Genomic DNA, 16,707 nt, shown 5'->3' with positions numbered 1-16,707 from the left:
CACCCACACCACCACCCGCCACCACACCAGCCAAACGCCCCGCACCCTCCCGCAACGCACCCACCGAACGCCCCGACACCACCACCGGCACCACCGGCAACACCACCGACCCGGAGTCGGACCCAGGCGCGGGCGCGGGCGCCGGCTCAAGTGCTGGTGCCTGCTCGAGAACGACGTGGGCGTTCGTCCCGCTGACGCCGAAGGAGGACACCGCGGACCGTCGCGGCCGTCCCGTCTCCGGCCAGGACCGCTCCTCCGTCACCAGCTCCAGCGCACCCGAGGACCAGTCCACCGCGGGCGACGGCTCATCCACATGCAACGTCCTCGGCACCACCCCGTGCCGCATCGCCATCACCATCTTGATCACACCCGCCACACCGGCAGCACCCTGCGCATGGCCGATGTTCGACTTCAGCGAACCGAGCAGCAGCGGCTGGTCGTCCGTGCGCGCCTGGCCGTACGTCGCCAGCAGTGCCTGCGCCTCGATCGGGTCACCCAGCCGGGTACCCGTGCCATGCGCCTCCACCACGTCCACCTCGGCGGGAGACAGCCCCGCGTTCGCCAGCGCGGACCGGATCACCCGCTGCTGCGAAGGACCGCTGGGCGCGGTCAGTCCGTTGGACGCACCGTCGGAGTTCACCGCACTGCCCCGCAGCAGGCCCAGCACCGGCAGCCCACGCTCCTGGGCCACCGACAACCGCGCCAGCATCAGCATCCCCACACCCTCGGAGAAACCCGTCCCGTCCGCGGCGGCCGCGAACGCCTTGCACCGGCCGTCCTGCGACAGTCCGCGCAGCCGGGAGAACTCCACGAAGCAGTCCGGCACCGGTATGGCCATCGCCCCGCCGGCCAGCGCCAGTGAGCACTCGTCGTTGCGCAGTGCCGCCATGGCGTGGTGGATCGACACCAGCGACGACGAGCACGCCGTGTCCATGCTGACGGTCGGGCCCTCCAGCCCGAGTGCGTAGGAGATCCGGCCCGACGCGACGCTGGTCAGCATCCCGGTCATCGCGTAGCCCTCGATGCCCGTCGCGGTGACGCTGACGGTGGAGGCGTAGCCGGTGTACATCACACCGACGAAGACTCCGGTGTCACTGCCCCGGAGCGAGCGCGGATCCACCCGAGCGTTCTCGATGGCCTCCCACGAGGTCTCCAGGAGCAACCGCTGCTGCGGGTCCATCGCCAGCGCCTCGCGCGGCGAGATCCCGAAGAACGCCGCGTCGAAGCCCTTGATGTCGTCGAGGAATCCGCCTTCACGCGCGTAGAACTTGCCGGAAGCGTCGGGGTCCGGGTCGTACATCCCCTCGACGTCCCAGTCGCGGTCGAGAGGGAAACCGCTGATCGCGTCGACCCCGTCGGCGGCCACGCGCCACAGCTCGTCGGGCGTCGACACACCGCCGGGGTAGCGGCAGCTCATGCCCACGATGGCGATGGGCTCGGACCGGCTCGACTCGAGTTCCTCGACGCGGTTGCGGGCCTTGTGGAGGTCCGCGGTGACCCACTTGAGGTAGTCGAGGAGCTTCTCGTCCTTGTTCTGGTTGCCACTCACTTTGAAACCGTCCGATTCGAGTGCTCCAGTCCCGTCGCGGGACCCTGTGTGGTCAGTACCGATGAGCCGAGCCGCTCCGCCAGATACAGCGCGAGATGCAGGCGGAGGCGGTCCTCGCGCAAGGAGCGGCCGAGCAGTTGTTCTGCCTTCTTCACCCGGTACACGACGGTGTTCTTCGCGATGTGCAGGTGCTTGGCCGTGACGGCGACGGCCCGTTCGTTGTCCAGCAGACACCGCACGGTCTCCCGCAGGGCGGCCATGGACTTGTTGTCCTCGGCCAGCGGACCGAGCTCGCGGCGGACGAAGTCGGCGGTCGCCTCCGCGTTGTCGCTGAGCAGTATCACGAGTTCCAGGTCGCCGTAGTCGTACAGAGTGGACGTTCCGGGCTCGGTGAGCCGGCTGACCCGCTCCGCGGTGATCGCCTGCTCGTGCGAGCGCCGGAAGCCGGCCACACCGTCGCCGGGCAGCCCGGACGCGACGTGGATGTGCGGGGGTACGTCCACGGGCTTGTCCGAGCGCCGCAGTTCGGCGGCGCGGTCGGTGGCGCGGCCACCCCAGGCCCACAGCCGGCCCGGCCCCGCGGGCAGCAGCAGCATCGAGGAGCAGCCCACCTGGTCCAGCAGGCGCAGCGCGGTGGCCTCCAGTTCACGGCCGCTGTCCGGGGTGATCTTGTCCTGCCACAGGACCAGCGCGACGTGGTGGAGCGTGAGGTCGTACCGCAGCTGGTTCAGCGCCTGGAGGGTGTCGACCGGCTTGTCCTTGAGGATCGCGGACACCAGTTCGAAGCGCTCACCCACGGAGCCGGCGAACCAGCGGCTGCGTTCGGCGGTGAACTTCTCGGTCACCGCGTCGGAGAGGATCTCCATGCCCTCGAAGAGGTTGGCCGAGATGGTCCGCATCAACACGGGCTGGTCCGCGGCCGGAATCATCGAGTCACGGAATTCGAACAACTCGCGGGAGAAATTCGCGTGCACTGCGCGGACGTAACGGAGCAGGAGATCGACGGTCGCATTGTTCGCGATACGTTCACGAATGGCGTTCGTTATTTCCGCGGACAGCAGGCCGGTTATTTCCTTCACGCCGCCGAGTCGCAGGGCGATCCAGAGCGCTATGGCCTCGACCAGCCGCGCCTCGCTGTAGGAATTCTGGTCGAAGTGGACGAACGGTTGCCCGGCCATTTCGGCCATGACCAGGCGACTTCTTTCGATTGCCCAGCCAACGGCACCCGTGCCGACTCGGAGGACGACTTCCTCGACGAGCTGTGGGTTTTTCGGTGACTGGAGCACAGAAGCGTCAGCGGGGCGCAGTAGATGCAGGAGTGAATACGTTGAAGTGATCTGCGTTTGCGCGGGAATAGTGACCCGTGCTATGGGATAGCCTGACAACGAGTAGCCTCCGTACAGGAAAGCGGACGCAACTGGATGTCGTTAGTTTCGCATGGTTTCACGGACGGCCGGTAATTATCCGGTAACTGCGGCTCGGTGACGAAATTACCGCGTGGTATACGACAATCATCGGGGCCCGTTCCGAGAAGTGCGAAACGATATGCCCACTGATCGGCCGGAAGGTGACGCCGTCGCCGGAAAAGGATGCCGGTCGCCGGAGGAAGGGGCGTCCGCGGGCCCCGCGCGGGCGGACCGCACGGGACACGAGGATCCTGCGGTCCCGCCACCCGCGGGGAAGCGGAGCGGCGCGTGTCTAGGGGGCCGTGGCAGGGCTGAGGGAGAGCTGGTCCGACATCACGCGGAGTATGGAATCGGTGTGCTGAAGCAGGTAGAAGTGGCCGCCGGGGAACACCTTGGCCGTGAAACTCCCGGTGGTGTGCTGCTCCCAGAGCAGCACGCGGTCCACGTCCGCCTTGGGGTCGCTGTCCCCGGTGAAGGCGGTCACCGGGCAGTGGAGCGAGGGGCCGGGCTCGTACTCGTACGTCTCCACGGCCTGGTAGTCGCTGCGGACGGAGGGCAGGATCATCTCCAGCAGCTCGTGGTCGTCCAGGAGAGTGCCGTCCGTGCCGCCGAGCGATGTGACCTCGCCGACGAGATCCCTGTCGCTGGCGAGGTGCCAGCGGTCTTCGGTGGTGACAGTCGGCGCCATCCGTCCCGACACGAACAGATGGGCCGGCCGCGTCCCGGCCGCCTCCAGCCGGCGCGCCACCTCGAACCCGATGAGCGCGCCCATGCTGTGGCCGAAGAGGGCGAGCGGCCTGTCGTCGTACGGCGCGAGTGTCTCCGCGATCCGGTCGGCGAGCAGTTTGATGTCGGGGACCAGCGGTTCTCGCCGCCGGTCCTGACGGCCCGGATACTGCACGGCCAGTACGTCGGCGGCGGGTGACAGCGCGCGGGCGACAGGGACGTAGAAGGTGGCCGAACCGCCCGCGTGGGGCAGGCAGACGAGGCGTACGGGAGCGTCCGCGGCCGGGCTGAAATTCCTCAGCCAGGAGGATCCATCGGGCAGGGTTTTCATGAGGAGTGCCTTTCGGGACATCGGAGTGTCGGAGCAGGTGAACCGGAATCCGGAATCGCCGCGTCGGAAAGCCGCGGTAGGCCTGGTCGTTTCGCGTGAAATGCGACAGTGGCGTCATGTTGCGGGCAGCTCATCGCCGATGGTGCTGTGTCCATTCCGACGAGGAGCTCGCAGGTCCCGCGTCCGAATTCGCTCGACGCCGCATCCGCCCGATCGGCCCGAGTCGTCAGGGGCGACTCAAGGACGAGGGTCGGCGCATGTTCCCGGACATTGTCACATCGCGGGAGGCGACGGGTCTGCCCTTTCGGATTTCCACCCGGGCATGGTACGCCGCGAAGAGGCCTCGATGCCGGAGAGCGTGGTCCCGGACGAGAAGGATTCACGGGGCGGGAGGCCGAGGGGACCGCGGAAGTTCACCGAGGGGTGGGTGACGGTGACCGGGATCCTGGGAAAGGCGACGGTTTTCCTCGCGTCGATATCAGGCTCTTGCCGACCGGCTCGGGCGACATACCGGTTCATCCACGCGGAGAAGGCGAACCCGAGGGCGATCCGCTCCGCCGGACGCAGAAGGCGGCGCGCTCCGCCCGCGGCGCCCGGTCCTGTACGTGGCGAGAACCGCGCCCTGGGCCTGGCTCGGGCCCGGGAGCGGGCGCGATGCCGATTCGGCCGAAATGCGTGGGGTCCATATCGCGCTTCGCTCGTTGAACCTATGGACGCGCATGCGACCGACAGCTCAGGGGGCCAGTTTGATCTCGGCACAGGCCGGCGACTCCCTGCCCCGCAGTCCGTCGCCGTGCGGCCCGCCGTTCGGCGAGCCGGCACCGCGGCGGGCCCGACTACCCGCTCTTCCGGTAACGGTCGATGTCGGAGGGGTGGGACAGGCGCGCCTTCATCTCCGCTCCGCCGTTGTCGTCGACGAAGGCGGCGGTCAGTGCCTTCCCGATCAGGTCGGGCAGCTCGACCTGTCCGTCGTCCTCGGTCCAGCGCACCAGCGCTGTGTGCATGGCGGCCAGACAGGCGCTGGCCACCACCTCGGTGTGGAACAGCGTGTCGGGGTCGGTGCCCTCGTCGGTGAGGGCACCGACGATCGCCTTCTGCAGGGTGTAGTGGTTGTCCAGGTGCTTGGCCCGCAGGGCCGGCGTCACGATCATGAGCCGGAGCAGGGCGAGCAGGAACTGCGTGTCGGCCGTCAGTTCGGCGCCCCGGCTGCCGGCGGTCACCGTCCTGGCCCAGTCGATCAGCGCACCGCCGATACGGCTGATCTGGGACTGGTCGGCGGACGACGCGGAGATCCGCTCGGCGATGAGCTTGCCCTGCTGGTCCAGGAGGACGAGGTGTTCCTTGGTCGGGAAGTGCCGATAGAGGGTCATCGGCGACACCCCTGCGGCGCTGGCGACATCGTCCACGGTCGTGGCGTCGTATCCGTGCTCGGTGAACAGCCGTACTGCATGCGCCTGAATCGCGTGCTGCGTCTCGGCGCGGCGCCGGGCTCGCAAGGTTGAGTGCCTGTCAGTCATGTGGTACACATTAACGCGTAGGTAGTTACTACCAAGTTGTTAGTGACTACCATGCCTGGCAATCGACAGATTGAGATGGTTGGCGTGAGTGGTCTGGCCGGCAGGACGGCCCTGGTGACCGGAGCGTCGCGGGGTATCGGGCAGTCGATCGCGGTTCGGCTGGCGGCGGACGGCGCGGACGTCATCGTGCACTTCGGCAGGGACGAGGACGGTGCGGCGTCGACGGTCGAGGAGATCGAACGAGCGGGCGGAACCGCGTTCAGCGTCGGCGCGCCACTGGGCGGGGACGGCGATGTCGAGACGCTCTTCGTGGGGGTGGAGTCCGGTCTCTGCGGACGGCCTCTCGACATTCTCGTGAACAACGCGGCGGCCGCACCCGCGGGGCCGCTCGGATCCACCACGCGCCCGGAGTTCGACCATCTCTTCGCGGTGAACGTGCGCGCACCGTACTTCATCATCCAGCGCGCGCTGCCCCTGCTGCGCGACGGCGGCCGCATCGTCACGATGTCGTCCGTGGCGGCCCGGATGGCCAACCCCGGCCAGACGTCCTTCGCCATGACGAAGGGGGCGGTCGAAACCATGAGCAAGACGCTGGCGAACGAACTGGGGACCCGGGGGATCACGGTGAACGCGGTCGCTCCCGGCGCCACCCGAACGGCGACCAACGGGGAGGTCTTCGAAGTGCCGGGCCTGGTCGAGACCATCACGGCGGCGACCGCGCTCGACCGGCTGGGCGGGCCCGACGACGTCGCCGACATCGTCGCGTTCCTCGTCTCCGACGCCGGGCGCTGGATCACTGGTCAGGTCATCGACGCGAGCGGCGGCCTGTTCCTCGGTCCGCGTGTCTGACGGGACCGCTGGCGGAGCGCTCACCCGTCGGTGGCAGAGGAAAGAAAACTCCGCTGTCGTGCGGATGTGGAAGGCCGGTCGACCGTATGTCTTTAGTTCCCGACTATCGGGAACGTCGAAATAGTTTCGGCCTGTCCCGGTCAGCTGGAAAGGGTTACATCCTGATACGATCGAGGTGATGTCGTGGGAATAGATCTGGGGAGGATTCTGCATGGTGGAGGAAACACACATGAGTAATAGTGTCCAGAATCTGACACTCGGTCCTGGCTGTTTCTGGTCATTTGACGCGGTGATGCGTCGGACTCCTGGAGTCACATCAAGTGTCTCGGGATTCGCAGGGGATGACGGCCCCCCGCCCGACTATGCGGCCTATCAGCGCCGCGGGCTCAACCCGCAGAGATTCGTCGAGGCCGTGCAGGTGGAATTCCGGCCGGATGAGATATCTGTCGAGCAGATATTGATCTTGTTCTTTCAGAGTCATGACCCGACGACGCCGAACCAGAGCGGTGCGGATCGCGGCTCCATTTACCATTCGACGATCTTCTATGCCGACGAGCACCAGCGAACGGCAGCGGAGAAGGTCATGGCTCTGGTGCAGGAGAAACTCGACAACGCGATCGTGACCGACCTGCGGCCGTACCAGCAGTTCATCGTGGCGGACGTCGATCAGCAGGACTTCTACAACAGGAATCGTTTCGAGCCGTACTGCCGGGCGGTCATCGAACCGAAGCTGCGCACGCTGGGACTCGAAGTCGACTGAAGAGCCGTCTCGTGCGCCCGTGACGGCCCGCCTGTTCTCCTGGCGGGCCGTCACGGTGGGAGCAGTGGCAAGCAGTGACAAGCAGTGGGATGCGGAAGGCAAGGCCGTCAGGCCGTCACGCGAACGCGGCCGTCCAGTCCACCGCGACGCCGTTCACATAGGACTCCGCCAGTGCGGCGAAGAACCGGCCCATTCCGCCGTCCTCGTTGCGCAGGGTAGCCATCAGTACGGCCGAGTGGCCGAGTTCGTCGACGGTGTCCTGCATGCCGACCGTGAGCACCGGCTGTGCGCTGCACTCCACGAAGAGCGTGTGTCCGTCCTCGGCCAGCGAACGGACGGCGTCGTCGAACCTGACCGTCTGGCGCAGGTTCCGGTACCAGTACTCCGCGTCCAGCTCGTCGGTCTCGATGCGTCGACCGGTGACCGTCGAGTAGAACGGAACGTCACCGCGTACCGGTGTGACCGCGGACGCCAGGTCGAGCAGGGTGTCCCGCAGGTCCTCGACGTGCGCCGAGTGCGCGGCGAAGTCCACCCCCGGCAGCTGCCAGCGCATCATCCGGGCCGCGGACAGCGCCGCACCGAACTCGGCCATCGCGGCCCTGTCGCCCGACACCGTGATGGTGGCCGGCCCGTTCACCGCGGCCACCGACAGGACACCCTCCCAGTCGGCCAGCATGGTCCGCACCCGGTCGTTGGGGGCCAGCACGGTCAGCATCTCGCCGCGGCCACAGATCTTCATCAGAGCCTGGCTGCGCAGCGCGACGATCCGTGCCGCGTCATCCAGCGACAACGCCCCGGAGACGTGCGCGGCCACGATCTCGCCCTGCGAATGGCCGACCGCCGCCCCCGGTTCGACGCCGAAGGAGCGCCACAGCCGGGCCAGTGACAGCATCATCGAGAACAGCACCGGCTGCACGACGTCCACCCGGTCCAGCGGCGGGGTCTCGGGCACACCCCGCAGGACGTCCTCCAGGGACCAGTTCACATGCGGCGACAGCGCCCGCTCGCAGTCCCGGACCGACTCGGCGAACACGGGCGAGGTGTCCAGCAGTTCCACCGCCATGCCGGCCCACTGGGTGCCCTGCCCCGGGAACACGAACACCGGCCGGATGTCCGCCCGCGCCTGTCTCGCCGCCCGCCCGCTGACCACGTTCGGCGCGGCCTGTCCCTCGGCGAGCGCACGTACCCCCGCGAGCAGCTCCGCACGGTCGCGTCCCAGCACCACGGCCCGGTACTCGCCGGCCGCGCCGGCCGCCACCAGTGACCGGCCCACCTCGGCCACGTCGTCCAGGACGTCGCGCGCCGAGTCGGACTCGAGCCGGGACAGGAGACGGGCGGCCTGGCTGCGCAGGCCCGCTTGGCTCCGCCCGGACAGCACCCACGGCACCGTGCCGGATTCAGCATCGACGCGAATGTCTTGTGTGGCCGGATTGGTCACGAGAACTCCTCATCACTACCAATGAGTCGACTGCGAGCCGCAAGATATCCGTGATGCGGACGGCTTCCGCCCACCGTGCGGTAACCGAGCACACCGCGGGCGGTTACCCGATAATTACCGGCGGCGCTCCACATGGTGGAAAACTGCTCGCCTCCAGTCGTTTCCGTATTCCGGCAGGGAGATTATTCGTTGCCGAGCTCTCCTGTGCGGTGGAGGGTTACCATCCCTGCGTTCTCGTCAATGGCAAGGAGATGAGATGAATCACCGAGACGACTGCCAGTGCGGGTGTGCTCTGGCGTCCTGGGCGGTGGGGAATTCCCCCGAGGCGCCCTCCGGCGTGATACGCAGCCGTCCCGCCGGAGCGGACGAGGCGGTTCCGACCGCGATTCCGACGCCCCTCTTCTATCGGGACGCAAGCCGCGACACGGTGGCCAACGGAATTCTGGGCTGCGGCGCCTATCTGCCCGAACGGGTGGTCGACAATGCCGAGGCCGCGGCCTCGGCCGGTGTGACCGGGGAATGGATAGCGGCCAAGACCGGTATTCTCGCGCGGCGGTACGCGCATCCCGACCAGGCGGCGTCCGATCTCGCGGAACAGGCCGCGCACGAGGCGTTGAGGGACGCCGGCCTGAGCGCCGAGCAGCTTTCCCTGATCGTCGTGGCCACCTCCACGCCCGACTCGCCCCAGCCGGCGACGGCGAACCTGCTCCAGGACAGGATCGGCGCGGTCCACGCCGCGGCCTTCGACGTCAACGCGGTCTGCAGCGGCTTCGTCTACGCGGTGGAGGCCGCCCGCCGCATGGTGCCGTCCGGCGGATTCGCGTTGGTCGTGGGCGTGGACATCTACTCCCGGATCATCGATCCGGCCGACCGGCGCACCGTCTCGCTGTTCGGCGACGGGGCCGGAGCAGTGGTCGTCGGTCCCGTGCCGGAGGGCCGGGGGTACGTGGCCACGCAGTTGACCAGCCACGGCGAGCAGCACGACCTGATCAAGGTCCCCGCAGGGGGCAGCCGCATCCCCGCGTCCAAGGAGTCCCTCCAGGAGGGACTGCACTACTTCACCATGAACGGCTACGGAGTACGGACGTTCGTCAGGGACACCCTGCCGGGCGCGGTGCACCGTCTGCTGGACAACGCCGGGGTCGCCCCCGCAGCGGTACGGCACTTCGTCCCGCACCAGGCGAACGGCCGCATGATCGACGAACTGCTGCCGGAGCTGGGGCTGGCCCACGCCGTCGTCCACCGCACGCTGGAGCGCTACGGCAACACCGGCGCGGCGTCCCTCCCGGTGACGCTGGCCGCCGCGCGCGGGGAGATCGCCCCGGGCGACCTCGTCCTGCTGGCCGGATTCGGCGGGGGCATGAGCACCGGTCTCATGCTGGTGCGGTGGTGACGTCCCTCGGAGGTGCCGCCCTTCGTGCGGGTGAGGTTCACCGCTGTCCCGACGGTCCGGCCCAGGGCCCGGACATCGGCCGGTCCGGGCCGTGTGACCTGCCCCGCGACCTGCCCCGCGACCCGCTCCCCGACATGTGACGGCCCTGTGCAGGGCGAGTGGACACGCCCGGTCCGTTTCCGTGTCCCCAGGTGCGGAAGCTAGCTTGGTGGGGTGAGTGAGATGAAGTACCCCGCCCTCCAGTACCGCTTCGACGGCCCCGAAGACGCTCCCGTGCTGATCCTCGGGCCGTCGCTCGGCACGACCTGGCACATGTGGGACAGGCAGGTTCCGGATCTGGTCAAGCAGTGGCGGGTTTTCCGCTTCGACCTGCCCGGCCACGGCGGCGCGCCCGCGCATCCGACGGGCTCGGTCACCGAACTCGCCGAGCGGCTGCTCGCCACCCTCGACGGGCTGGGCGTCCAGCGGTTCGGCTACGCGGGCTGCGCGCTGGGCGGCGCGGTCGGCGCCGAGCTGGCGCTGCGCCGCCCCGAGCGGGTGGCCTCGCTCACGCTGATCGCGGCCTCCCCGCGCTTCGGCACGGCCGACGAGTTCCGCCAGCGCGGCGTGATCGTCCGGTCGAACGGGCTGGACCCCATCGCGCGGACGTCCCCCGAGCGCTGGTTCACCACCGGGTTCGCCGCGGCGCAGCCCGCGATCACCGAGTGGGCCGTGCAGATGGTGCGCACCACGGATCCCGGCTGTTACATCGCCGCGTGCGAGGCACTGGCCGCGTTCGACATCCGCGCCGATCTCGGCCGGATCGGGGTGCCGACGCTCGTCCTGGTCGGCTCGGACGACCAGGTGACCGGCCCGGCCGAGGCCCGCACCCTGGTCGCCGGCATACCGGACGCCCGCCTCGCGGTCGTGCCCGGCGCCTCCCACCTGGTCCCCGTGGAACAGCCGGCCGCGGTCACCGATCTGCTCGTACGGCACTTCTCGACCGCCTGGCAGCAGCCGGCCTACGACTCGTCCACCGGACAGATGGCGGTCGTGGTGCCCCAGACGAGCCCCGTGCTCGCCGTGCAGCAGCAGGTGGCGCCGGTCGCCGAGATCGCCCCCGCCCCCCAGCCCGAGGCGCTGACGGGCAGGTCCGATCCGTACGACGCGGGCATCAAGGTCCGCCGTGAGGTGCTCGGGGACGCCCATGTGGACCGGGCGCTGGCCCAGGCCGACGAGTTCTCCGGAGACTTCCAGGAGTTCATCACGCGCTACGCGTGGGGCGAGATCTGGGACCGCCCCGGCCTCGACCGGCGCTCGCGCAGCTGTGTGACGCTCACCGCACTGGTCGCCGGCGGTCACCTCGACGAACTGGCCTTCCACACCCGGGCCGCCCTGCGCAACGGCCTGACCCCGGTGGAGATCAAGGAAGTACTCCTCCAGGCGGCCGTCTACTGCGGCGTACCGGCCGCGAACAGCGCCTTCAAGGTGGCCCAGCAGGTCATCCGCGAGGAGACCACGCCGCAGGAGTGAGCGCCGCGCGAGCCGGCGGGGGACCCCTCGGGTGAGCCCGCTCCGGCGGGCGGAGGGAGGATGGAGGACATGATGGCCACACAGAACATGAAGTTCACGAAGAACGCGCACGCCTGCGTCCGCCTGGAGAAGGACGGCCGCACGCTCGTCATCGACCCCGGTGTCTTCAGCGAGGAGGACGCCGCGGTCGGCGCGGACGCGATCCTCGTCACGCACGAGCACCCCGACCACTTCAGCGAGGGGCACCTGCGGGCCGGCCTGGAGGCCAACCCCGAGGCGCAGATCTGGACGCTGAAGTCGGTCGCCGACCAGCTCTCGGCCGCGTTTCCGGGCCGCGTGCACACCGTGGGCCACGGCGACACGTTCACCGCGGCGGGCTTCGACGTGCAGGTCCACGGCGAACTGCACGCCGTGATCCACCCCGACATCCCGCGCATCACGAACGTCGGCTACCTCCTCGACGGCGGGCGCGTCTTCCACCCGGGCGACGCCCTCACCCGCCCCGACCACCCGGTCGAGACGCTGATGCTCCCCGTCATGGCCCCCTGGAGCAAGATCTCCGAGGTCATCGACTACGTCCGTGAGGTCAAGCCGCAGCGCGCGTACGACATCCACGACGTCCTGCTCGCCGACCTGGCGCGCCCCGCCTACGACAACATGATCGGCGCGCTGGGCGGCGGCTCCGAGCACCTGCGGCTGGCGCCCGGCGAGGCCGTCGAGCTCTGACTGTCGGTGCCGCCCGGTAGGTTGTGAAGCATGCGCATCGCCACCTGGAACGTGAACTCGATCACCGCCCGTCTCCCGAGGCTGCTGGCCTGGCTGGAGAGCAGCGGCACGGACGTGCTGTGCATCCAGGAGACGAAGACCACCGCCGAGCAGTTCCCGTCCGAGCAGCTCCGCGAGCTGGGCTACGAGTCGGCGGTGAACGCGACAGGGCGGTGGAACGGAGTGGCGGTGGTGTCCCGGGTCGGCCTCGACGACGTGGTCAAGGGCCTGCCCGGTGGCCCCGGCTACGACGGCGCGGAGGAGCCCCGAGCGGTCTCCGCGACCTGCGGCCCGGTCCGTGTCTGGTCGGTCTACGTGCCGAACGGCCGCGAGGTGGACCACCCGCACTACGCGTACAAGCTCCAGTGGTTCGAGGCCCTCAAGGCGGCCGTCGCGGGCGACGCGGCCGGCAGCCGCCCGTTCGCGGTGCTCGGCGACTACAACGTGGCACCGACGGACGAGGACGTCTACGACCTGTCCGTCTTCGAGGGCCTCACGCACGTCACCCCGGCCGAGCGCGCCGCCCTCGCCGCCCTGCGCGAGACCGGCCTCTCGGACGTGGTCCCGCGCCCCCTCAAGTACGACCGCCCGTACACGTACTGGGACTACCGCCAGCTCGGCTTCCCCAAGAACCGCGGCATGCGCATCGACCTGGTCTACGGCAACGCCCCCTTCACCAAGTCGGTGACCGACGCCTACGTGGACCGGGAGGAGCGCAAGGGCAAGGGAGCCTCGGACCACGCCCCGGTGGTGGTGGACCTGGACGTGTAGAGCCCCGTAAGGGGCGCGGGGAGCTGCGCGCTCGCCCGCATCAGGGCCGCCCCCGACACCCGACCCGGCCCCTACAGCAACCCGAGCTCCACCGACTCGGCCAGCGCAGCGAGCCCCGCGTCGCCCGGATGCAGATGATCCCCGCTGTCATAGGCGGCCAGCATCCGCGCGGGATGCCCCGGATCCCGCACCACGGCGTCGAAGTCGAGCACACCGTCGAGCTCGGCAGCACCGCCACCCGCGCTGGACCGGATCCACCGATTCACCGCGGCACGCTCCGCGTCGACCTCGGCGGTGCATCGCGCCTCCCCCTCACAGGGCACGATCGTCGCGACGACCACCCGCAGCCCCCGCGCCCGCGCCCGCTCGGCGACCTCCCGCAACCCGTCGACGACCTGCTCCGCACCGGCTCCCCAGCGGACGTCGTTGATCCCCTGGAAGACGACGACCGTACGCGCCGACGTCTGCGCGAGCACGTCCCGGTCGAGCCGGTGCAGGGCGCTCACCCCACCCGTGTCGGTGGAGACCCCGTCACCGGGGTACCGGTCGGTGACCACCCGGTTCGCCGAGATGCCCTGGTTCAGCACCCCGTAGCGAGGCACCGCGCTCTGCGTCCGGAGCCGGGCGGCCAGCAGATCGGGCCAGCGCCGGTTCGTGTCCCGCGTCGACTTCTCGCCGTCCGTGATCGAGTCACCGAGCACCACCACGGACCCGGGCCCGTCACCCACGTCGACACCGGTCAGCAGCGGCCAGTTGAGGATCGTCGACGTGTACGCGCCGGGGGAGGCGTCCGCCGCGTGGTCGCCGGGCTCGCTGACGTACGACTGCTGCACGGCCAGGCTGTGCACGGGCGCCGCGGTCACCGTCCCCGGCAGGTGGAAGCTCACCAGCAGATTGCTGCCCGCGGGCACGTCGAAGCCCAGCGGATCGCTGAACGCCTGTGCTCCCGCCGGGATCTCGGCGCCCCCGGCGCCATGGAACGACAGCGGCACGGGAGCGCTGCGCGGGCTCGCCCCCGACGCCTGCACCGCCACCGTCGCGCCGCCGACGCGTACGGGCGCGGCCGCGAAGGTGTTGTCGAGCCGGATCCGTACCCGCGAGCCGCCCGCCGAGGTGTGCACCACCAGGCGCAGCGTGCGGTCGGTCCACGGTCCGACCGCCGTGTATCCGGAGGTGGACGCGGCCCAACTCCCCGTCCAGCCGGGGCTCTCGGCGCGTACCGACAGCGCGAACACATGGAGGTCGCCGTTGCGCGGCAATCGCACGGAGTCCACCGCGCGCCCCCGGTCGAGCGGCACGGTCACGACGTACAGCCGTGCCTTCTCGGCGAGTTGACCGCCGCTCGTGTTGACGTGCGGCAGCGCCACGGCCTTGGTGGCGAGCGGTCCGGCCCGCCAGTCCGACGCGGTCAGCCGGTACGAGGAGCGTGAACCGTCGCGGTAGCGCACCACACCCGTGCCGCTCTCCTCGCCGCCACCCGTGCCCGCCACCAGGAAGGCGAGCGCGTCACCGTGGCCGCGCAGCCGGACGGACTGGCCGTCGGCGCGTACGTTGTCGCGCTCGCCCGGCGCCCGGCGGGGCCAGGTCAGCCCGGCGCCCTGGACGGTCAGCGAACGCCCCGGTGTCCATCCGGCGGCGGTCAGGTCCTGCGCCGACAGGGAACCTCCCGAGCCGTCGAAGTCGGCCTCGGCGGGCCGCGCGTCGTCGCTCACGGCGGTGTTGTCGAAGAGCTGTTCCAGGGGCAGTGGCCGCTGCCCCTGGGGCCGTGGCACGGCCGCGGCCGGAACGGTGGCCGTCACCGTCACCGCCGCCGCGGACAGCAGAGCCAGAGCAACGGCGGTACCCCACACAGGTCGGCGCACGCCGACTCCTCCCACTCAGACCCACTCGGACGCACAGTGAACCCACAGGTGCACGGTGAAGCTAAGGAGACGCCAGGGACTCGTCAATGAGGCAGGCGCGAACTGCGTACGAACTCCCTGGGAACAGGCGCCCAGCGCGCCCTGTGGTGCGCTGGGCGATACGGATGAAAGGCTGGGTGTATGAACATCCCTTTCCTGGGCAACTGGCGCAAGAAGCGGGGCCCCGTCAGGGGGGTCGTGACCTTCTCGGACAGCGACGCGGACGACGAGGGCGACCACGGAGGCGATCGCGGGAGCGGCCACGGGAGCGACCGCGAGGGGGTGGTCGAGCTGCTCTCCGAATGTGAGCTGCTCCGCTCCCAGGCCCATCAGGCGGGGATCCGACTCGACGACTCCGCGGCCTCGTTGGACGCGCTCGACCAACTGCTGCCGCGCTGGCGGGACGACGAGGAGAGCCTGCCCTGGCTCGGCAACGACGCCGGCCTCTATCTCGGTACGGTCATCGTCCGTACGGTCCCCGGTGCCGCCTGGGAGATCTGGCCCGACGGCCGGGTCGTGGTGCGGCTGCCCTCGGGCCGGGAGGTCGACGTCGTCGTGTCGGGTCATGAATGGGCGGCCAGCGGGGTTCCCGAGTTGTCGCAGCTGTACGCCGACGTTGCGGAGACGTGAAGCTCTGGCCTGTAATGCCGATGTAAATACGGCTAATGCCCGGAAAGTGCGTGTCGTGCATTAACTCCACTCCTGTGTGGATAGTTTGCGGCAATCGCGACACAGCTGAGAGTGGGTAGGGCTGAGGATGGCCGTCGATCCGTTGATCGAGCTGCGTGACGTCAACAAGTACTTCGGAGAGCTGCATGTCCTGCGGGACATCAACCTCACCGTCGGCAAGGGGGAGGTGGTCGTCGTCATCGGCCCCTCGGGGTCGGGCAAGTCGACTCTCTGCAGGGCGATCAACCGCCTGGAGCCCATCAGGTCGGGCGAGATCAAGCTGGACGGGCAGCCGCTCGCCGAGGAGGGCGGGGAACTCGCGAGACTCCGCGCCGAGGTCGGGATGGTCTTCCAGTCCTTCAACCTCTTCGCGCACAAGACGGTTCTGCAGAACGTCTCGCTGGCCCAGATCAAGGTGCGCGGACGCAAGAAGGCCGAGGCGGACGTGCGCTCGCGCGAACTGCTCGACCGGGTGGGCCTGGCCTCGCAGGCGTCGAAGTATCCGGCGCAGCTCTCCGGCGGCCAGCAGCAGCGCGTGGCCATCGCCCGCGCCCTCGCCATGGACCCCAAGGCGCTCCTCTTCGACGAGCCGACCTCGGCGCTCGACCCGGAGATGATCAACGAGGTTCTGGAGGTCATGCGGCAGCTCGCCCGGGACGGTATGACGATGGTCGTCGTCACCCACGAGATGGGCTTCGCGCGCTCGGCGGCCAACCGGGTGGTCTTCATGGCCGACGGCGCCATCGTCGAGGACCGCACTCCGGAGGAGTTCTTCACCGACCCGCGCAGCGACCGTGCGAAGGACTTCCTCTCCAAAATCCTCACACACTGAGCGAGGGAGCGTGATCATGACCCGTACGGCACGTGTGCGCCCCCGATCACCGGCGTTCGGCGTTTTCGTCGCGACCGGCTCCCGCGCCACGCACGCCCCCCGTACCTCCCGCGGTGGGGCCCAACGCGCCGTTCGCCCGGCCGAGTCGGGCCGGTGCCCCGGCGCCGGTGGGGAGTTCCGCCGCGCCGGTGATCCGGCCGCGCCGGGCCTCGACTACGCTGTGTCGTTCATCCCCGCGGTGACAGAGGCTGTCGAAGGCGCCTCGGCCGACCCAGGGACGCTGCTGCC

At 69.5% G+C, this 16,707-nt stretch carries 15 protein-coding genes; 9 read left to right on the top strand and 6 right to left on the bottom strand.

The genetic code is table 11. The features are described from left to right. On the bottom strand, positions 1–1,549 hold a 1,549-nt coding region (locus ACLVWQ_RS22195; protein ID WP_414110844.1), incomplete at its 3' end, for a type I polyketide synthase. Continuing rightward, on the bottom strand, positions 1,546–2,523 hold the full coding sequence (locus ACLVWQ_RS22190; protein WP_414110843.1) for a PucR family transcriptional regulator: 978 nt from the start codon (positions 2,521–2,523) through the stop codon (positions 1,546–1,548). The genes ACLVWQ_RS22190 and ACLVWQ_RS22195, both read right to left, overlap by 4 nt. Between ACLVWQ_RS22190 and ACLVWQ_RS22185 the strand changes: the two genes are divergently transcribed. Continuing rightward, positions 2,518–2,826 carry a hypothetical protein gene (locus ACLVWQ_RS22185; RefSeq protein WP_414110842.1) on the top strand — a complete coding sequence of 103 codons (309 nt, stop codon included), beginning with the start codon at positions 2,518–2,520 and terminating at the stop codon, positions 2,824–2,826. The two genes, ACLVWQ_RS22190 and ACLVWQ_RS22185, sit on opposite strands and share 6 nt — an antisense overlap. Positions 2,827–3,247: 421 nt before the next feature. On the opposite strand, the gene ACLVWQ_RS22180 is transcribed toward ACLVWQ_RS22185, so the two are convergent. Together ACLVWQ_RS22180 and ACLVWQ_RS22175 are read right to left on the bottom strand one after the other, a co-directional pair. Then, positions 3,248–4,012, bottom strand: a complete 765-nt coding sequence (locus ACLVWQ_RS22180) for a thioesterase II family protein (protein ID WP_414110841.1) — start codon at positions 4,010–4,012, stop codon at positions 3,248–3,250. An 836-nt stretch (positions 4,013–4,848) separates the two neighbouring features. Beyond that, a complete protein-coding gene (locus ACLVWQ_RS22175) occupies positions 4,849–5,529 on the bottom strand; it encodes a TetR/AcrR family transcriptional regulator (RefSeq protein WP_414110840.1) in 681 nt (226 codons plus the stop codon). Positions 5,530–5,613: 84 nt separating this feature from the next. Between ACLVWQ_RS22175 and ACLVWQ_RS22170 the strand changes: the two genes are divergently transcribed. Both ACLVWQ_RS22170 and msrA read left to right on the top strand, forming a co-directional pair. Then, positions 5,614–6,378, top strand: coding sequence for an SDR family oxidoreductase (locus ACLVWQ_RS22170; RefSeq protein WP_414110839.1), 765 nt, complete (start codon positions 5,614–5,616; stop codon positions 6,376–6,378). A 229-nt stretch (positions 6,379–6,607) separates the two neighbouring features. Beyond that, complete coding sequence (gene msrA, locus ACLVWQ_RS22165) at positions 6,608–7,138, top strand: peptide-methionine (S)-S-oxide reductase MsrA (protein WP_414110838.1); 531 nt, start codon at positions 6,608–6,610, stop codon at positions 7,136–7,138. A 115-nt stretch (positions 7,139–7,253) separates the two neighbouring features. On the opposite strand, the gene ACLVWQ_RS22160 is transcribed toward msrA, so the two are convergent. Further along, positions 7,254–8,576 carry an acyltransferase domain-containing protein gene (locus ACLVWQ_RS22160; RefSeq protein ID WP_414110837.1) on the bottom strand — a complete coding sequence of 441 codons (1,323 nt, stop codon included), beginning with the start codon at positions 8,574–8,576 and terminating at the stop codon, positions 7,254–7,256. Positions 8,577–8,832: 256 nt separating this feature from the next. On the opposite strand from ACLVWQ_RS22160, the gene ACLVWQ_RS22155 reads away from it, so the two are divergent. The 4 genes from ACLVWQ_RS22155 (at position 8,833) to ACLVWQ_RS22140 (ending at position 13,017) form a co-directional block, all read left to right on the top strand. Next, positions 8,833–9,969 carry a 3-oxoacyl-ACP synthase III family protein gene (locus ACLVWQ_RS22155; protein ID WP_414110836.1) on the top strand — a complete coding sequence of 379 codons (1,137 nt, stop codon included), beginning with the start codon at positions 8,833–8,835 and terminating at the stop codon, positions 9,967–9,969. A gap of 222 nt (positions 9,970–10,191) precedes the next feature. Next, positions 10,192–11,481 (top strand): 4-carboxymuconolactone decarboxylase, encoded by a 1,290-nt coding sequence (pcaC, locus tag ACLVWQ_RS22150; protein WP_414110859.1) that lies wholly within the window; start codon positions 10,192–10,194, stop codon positions 11,479–11,481. 87 nt (positions 11,482–11,568) lie between these two features. Next, entirely contained in the window at positions 11,569–12,207 is a 639-nt protein-coding gene (locus ACLVWQ_RS22145; RefSeq protein ID WP_414110858.1) for an MBL fold metallo-hydrolase, read from the top strand. A gap of 30 nt (positions 12,208–12,237) precedes the next feature. Then, positions 12,238–13,017 carry an exodeoxyribonuclease III gene (locus ACLVWQ_RS22140; protein ID WP_414110835.1) on the top strand — a complete coding sequence of 260 codons (780 nt, stop codon included), beginning with the start codon at positions 12,238–12,240 and terminating at the stop codon, positions 13,015–13,017. Between the two features lie 71 nt (positions 13,018–13,088). On the opposite strand, the gene ACLVWQ_RS22135 is transcribed toward ACLVWQ_RS22140, so the two are convergent. Then, complete coding sequence (locus ACLVWQ_RS22135) at positions 13,089–14,879, bottom strand: SGNH/GDSL hydrolase family protein (RefSeq protein ID WP_414110834.1); 1,791 nt, start codon at positions 14,877–14,879, stop codon at positions 13,089–13,091. A 180-nt stretch (positions 14,880–15,059) separates the two neighbouring features. Between ACLVWQ_RS22135 and ACLVWQ_RS22130 the strand changes: the two genes are divergently transcribed. Then, the gene (locus tag ACLVWQ_RS22130) at positions 15,060–15,548 is read left to right on the top strand and encodes a DUF6278 family protein (RefSeq protein WP_414110833.1); all 489 of its coding nucleotides are present in this window, start codon (positions 15,060–15,062) and stop codon (positions 15,546–15,548) included. Positions 15,549–15,675: 127 nt separating this feature from the next. Continuing rightward, positions 15,676–16,419 (top strand): amino acid ABC transporter ATP-binding protein, encoded by a 744-nt coding sequence (locus ACLVWQ_RS22125; protein ID WP_414110832.1) that lies wholly within the window; start codon positions 15,676–15,678, stop codon positions 16,417–16,419. Positions 16,420–16,707 lie beyond the last annotated feature (288 nt).

This window comes from Streptomyces sp. CWNU-52B, from assembly GCF_047444975.1.
Taxonomy (GTDB): Bacteria; Actinomycetota; Actinomycetes; order Streptomycetales; family Streptomycetaceae; genus Streptomyces.
Note: the sequence above shows the minus strand (reverse complement) of the source record. Positions and strands in the feature narration are given on the sequence as shown.